Source organism: Verrucosispora sp. SN26_14.1 (assembly GCF_004307965.1).
Lineage (GTDB): Bacteria > Actinomycetota > Actinomycetes > Mycobacteriales > Micromonosporaceae > Micromonospora.
Genome location: NZ_SISL01000563.1, coordinates 1 through 3,420, shown reverse-complemented (window position 1 = coordinate 3,420; position 3,420 = coordinate 1). Strand labels below are relative to the sequence as shown.

Here is a 3,420-nt window from a genome sequence, read left to right as displayed (position 1 = left end):
CGTCGGCGGCCTGCTGCGGCTCGGTCGCCGGCTGCGCGTCGTCGGCCTTCTTCGGCTCCTCGAGCAGCTCGCGCTCCCACTCGGCCAGCGGCTCGTCGGTGGCCACGCCGGCCTCCGGCTTCTCGTCGCCACCCCGGCGACGGCCGGAGCGGGTGATCAGACCGTCGGCGACGGCGGCGGCGACGACCCTGGTCAGCAGCTCGGCCGAGCGGATCGCGTCGTCGTTGCCCGGGATCGGGAAGTCGACCTCGTCCGGGTCACAGTTGGTGTCGAGCACGGCGATCACCGGGATGCCCAGCTTGCGGGCCTCGTCGACGGCGATGTGCTCCTTCTTGGTGTCGACCACCCAGACCGCGGCCGGGAGCTTCTGCATGTCCCGAAGACCACCCAGGGTGCGGGTCAGCTTGATCTTCTCGCGGGAGAGCTGCAGGGTCTCCTTCTTGGTGTAACCGGCGGCGGTGCCGCTGAGGTCACCGAGGGCCTCCAGCTCCTTCATCCGCTGCAGCCGCTTGTACACCGTCTGGAAGTTGGTCAGCATGCCACCGAGCCAGCGGTGGTTGACGTACGGCTGACCGACCCGCGTCGCCTGCTCGGCGATCGCCTCCTGGGCCTGCTTCTTGGTGCCGACGAAGAGGATGCTGCCACCCTCGGCCACCGTGTTGCGCACGAACTCGTACGCCTTCTCGATGTAGTCGAGAGTCTGGCGGAGGTCGATGATGTAGATGCCGTTACGCTCGGTGAAGATGAAGCGCTTCATCTTCGGGTTCCAGCGCCGGGTCTGGTGCCCGAAGTGAACACCGCTCTCCAGCAGCTGACGCATGGTCACGACGGCCATGGTTTGTACTCCTTGCGGTCCCTGGTTGTCTCGCCCGACCGGCGGTCGGGCGTCCTGGCGCCCGGTCGCCGGCCATGACGGGCCCGAAGGATCGGGACCAGGGAGGCCGTCGCCCCACGACGATTCGTGGAGAGGGCACGCGAGGTCGACCGCGCGAGGCGGTCGCCAGTCGCCCAGTGTACGCGCCCTCCCCACCCCGCCACGCCCGGGTGTAAGGAAGGGCCCCCTACTAACGCCTCCGGTATAGGAAGGGCCCCCTCCTAACGCACTGGAAGACGCCGCCGCACCCCCCGGAAGACGCCGCCGCACCCCCGGGCAGACGCCGCCGCCGGTGGTTCAGCCGGCGGCCAGCGCGGCGGTGAGGAAGAGCGCCAGGCCGACGGTCAGGTACGCGGTGGGCGGGCGAAGCCAGCCTCGTGCCCCGTCGGTCAGCGAGAAGCCGCTGGTCCGCAGCCCGTACAGGCCGGCGGCGAAGATCGGCAGGCCGATCATCAGGAACGTGCCGGTCAGCACGTCGGCGGCGGAGACCGGATCCGCGGTGACGCCGTGCAGCAGCACCAGCAGCGCGGGCACCTCGAAGATCGCGACCAGCACGGCGAACAGCACCGCGAGCACCGGACGACGCGACCGGTAGACACCGTCACCGGCCGGAACCCCCGGCTGCGTCGCCAGCGCCTGGTAGCCGGCAGTGGCGGCGTCGACCGGGTACGCGGACCCCGTCCCGCCGGCCGGGAAGCCGGTACCCGCAGCGCCGACCTGCACGCCGGCACCCACGGCGCCGGCCTGGTGTACGGCACTCGTGCCGGCCTGGTGTGCGCCCACGCCGGCCGCCGGGTGCTCGGTGTCGCTTGCCGGATAGGGGTGCTCGGCGCCCGGCAGGTCCGTCCGGGGTGCCACGGGCGGCATCGCCCCGGTCGGCATCTCCAACGGGTTCGCCGTCTCCACCGACCGCTTGGCCTCGACGATCGGGTACCCGCCCAGCGGGGCCGGCCGGATCGGGTCGGTCACCGGCAACGCTCCGCCGGAGGTCGGCGTCGCCTCCCGGGCGGCCCGGCGACCGGGACGGTCGGACGGCAGTTCACCGGAGATCTCCGGGTCGCCGGAAGCGTCCGGTCGCCGGAAGCGCGACGCCCGGTAGCGCTCCGTCTCTGCCGGGGCGTCACCGAGCGGATCCGGGGTGCCGAAGCGTCGCGGTGTGCCGTACCGGTCGTCGTCGTCCACCCGCTGCTCGGGAACGGCCAGGGGGTCGTCGTCGCGGTACCGCGCCTCCGAGGTACTGCGCCAGTCCGGTTCACCGTAGCCACGGTCCCGTTCACCCGGATACCAGGGCGACTCCTGGTCATCGGAAAAGCTGCGTCGTCCGTCCACGTCGGCACCGTATGCGACCGGCCGGACGTACGCCATTCCGATCCCGCGCCTGGCCACAGGCCATGCGCCAATTCGACCAGGTACGCAGAGTAACGGCCGGATTCGTGGATTAGCGCACGCCTAGCACACGAAAGGCATGATCGTCTGGTCGTCCACAGCCCTCGCGGTTGTCCACAGGTCGCCTCGACGGGGTCGCCTCGGCACGGCGTACGGGCGCAGGGTGCCGGCATGACCAAGCGGAACCAGGCGGTCGGCGGCTACGGGGAGCGGTGCGCCGTCCGCCACCTGATCGAGACGGGCCTACGCCCGGTGGAGCGGAACTGGCGCTGCCCCTCCGGAGAGATCGACATCATCGCCTGGGACGGGCCGGTGCTCGCCTTCTGCGAGGTGAAGACGCGTCGCACCACACGCTTCGGCACGCCCGCCGAGGCGGTGGTGGCGCGCAAGGCACGCCGCCTGCGCCGGCTCGCCGCCGCCTGGCTCGCGAGCACCGGCACCACCGCCGACGAGATCCGCTTCGACGTCCTCTCGGTCCTGCTGCCCGCAGCCGGCCGGGCCCGCGTCGAACACCTCAAGGGCGCCTTCTGATGCCCCGCGACGGCAGACGCGGTGCGACGTCGTCCCGCCTCGGCAGACGTGGTGCGACGTCCTCCCGCCACGGCAGACGTGGTGCGACGTCGTCGCCGACCGGTGGTGGGGTTCACCCGATCGGCCCCCAGGTGCGTCCGACCGGCCGTGCGGTACCGCCACCGACCGCCGGTCAGGTACGCCCACCGGGCGGGTTCGTGGTGCCACGCGAGTGCGCGGTGGGTCGGCGATGAGCTACGCGCGGGTGCTCTGCGTCGGCCTGGTCGGAGTGGAGGGGCACCTGGTGGAGGTGGAGGCGGACCTCGCACCGGGCCTGCCCGGAGTGGTCATCTCCGGTCTGCCCGACACGGCGCTGCACGAGGCACGCGACCGGGTCCGCGCGGCGGTGGTGAACTCCGGCCAGCGGTGGCCTAACCGACGGATCACCCTCAACCTGCTGCCGGCCACGCTGCCCAAGTTCGGTTCGGCGTTCGACCTGGCGATCGCGGTGGCGCTGCTCGGCGGTTCGGGCGAACTGCCGCTGCTGCCGCTGGACGGCGTGGCGATCCTCGGCGAGCTGGGTCTCGACGGCGCGGTGCGCCCGGTCCGGGGCGTCCTGCCGATGGTGGCCGCGGCGGCCCGGGCCTGTC

Annotated in this window: 4 protein-coding genes; 2 read left to right on the top strand and 2 right to left on the bottom strand. The window is 72.2% G+C overall.

Annotation, left to right across the window (positions count from 1 at the left end):
• Nucleotides 1–835: 30S ribosomal protein S2 (gene rpsB / locus EYA84_RS29095; RefSeq protein WP_131057210.1), on the bottom strand; the 835-nt coding region annotated here is incomplete at its 3' end.
• 336 nt (nt 836–1,171) lie between these two features.
• Nucleotides 1,172–2,203, bottom strand: a complete 1,032-nt coding sequence (locus tag EYA84_RS29090) for a hypothetical protein (RefSeq protein ID WP_394347629.1) — start codon at nt 2,201–2,203, stop codon at nt 1,172–1,174.
• Nucleotides 2,204–2,431: 228 nt separating this feature from the next.
• Between EYA84_RS29090 and EYA84_RS29085 the strand changes: the two genes are divergently transcribed.
• The gene (locus EYA84_RS29085) at nt 2,432–2,791 is read left to right on the top strand and encodes a YraN family protein (RefSeq protein ID WP_131057206.1); all 360 of its coding nucleotides are present in this window, start codon (nt 2,432–2,434) and stop codon (nt 2,789–2,791) included.
• Nucleotides 2,792–3,020: 229 nt separating this feature from the next.
• Nucleotides 3,021–3,420 (top strand): magnesium chelatase domain-containing protein (locus tag EYA84_RS29080; protein WP_275540822.1); only part of this gene is annotated, 400 nt, incomplete at its 3' end.

Coding starts and splice junctions, on each gene's coding strand:
- EYA84_RS29085 (WP_131057206.1), top strand. CDS start 2,432: ATGACCAAGCGGAACCAGGCGGTCGGCGGCTACGGGGAGCGGTGCGCC.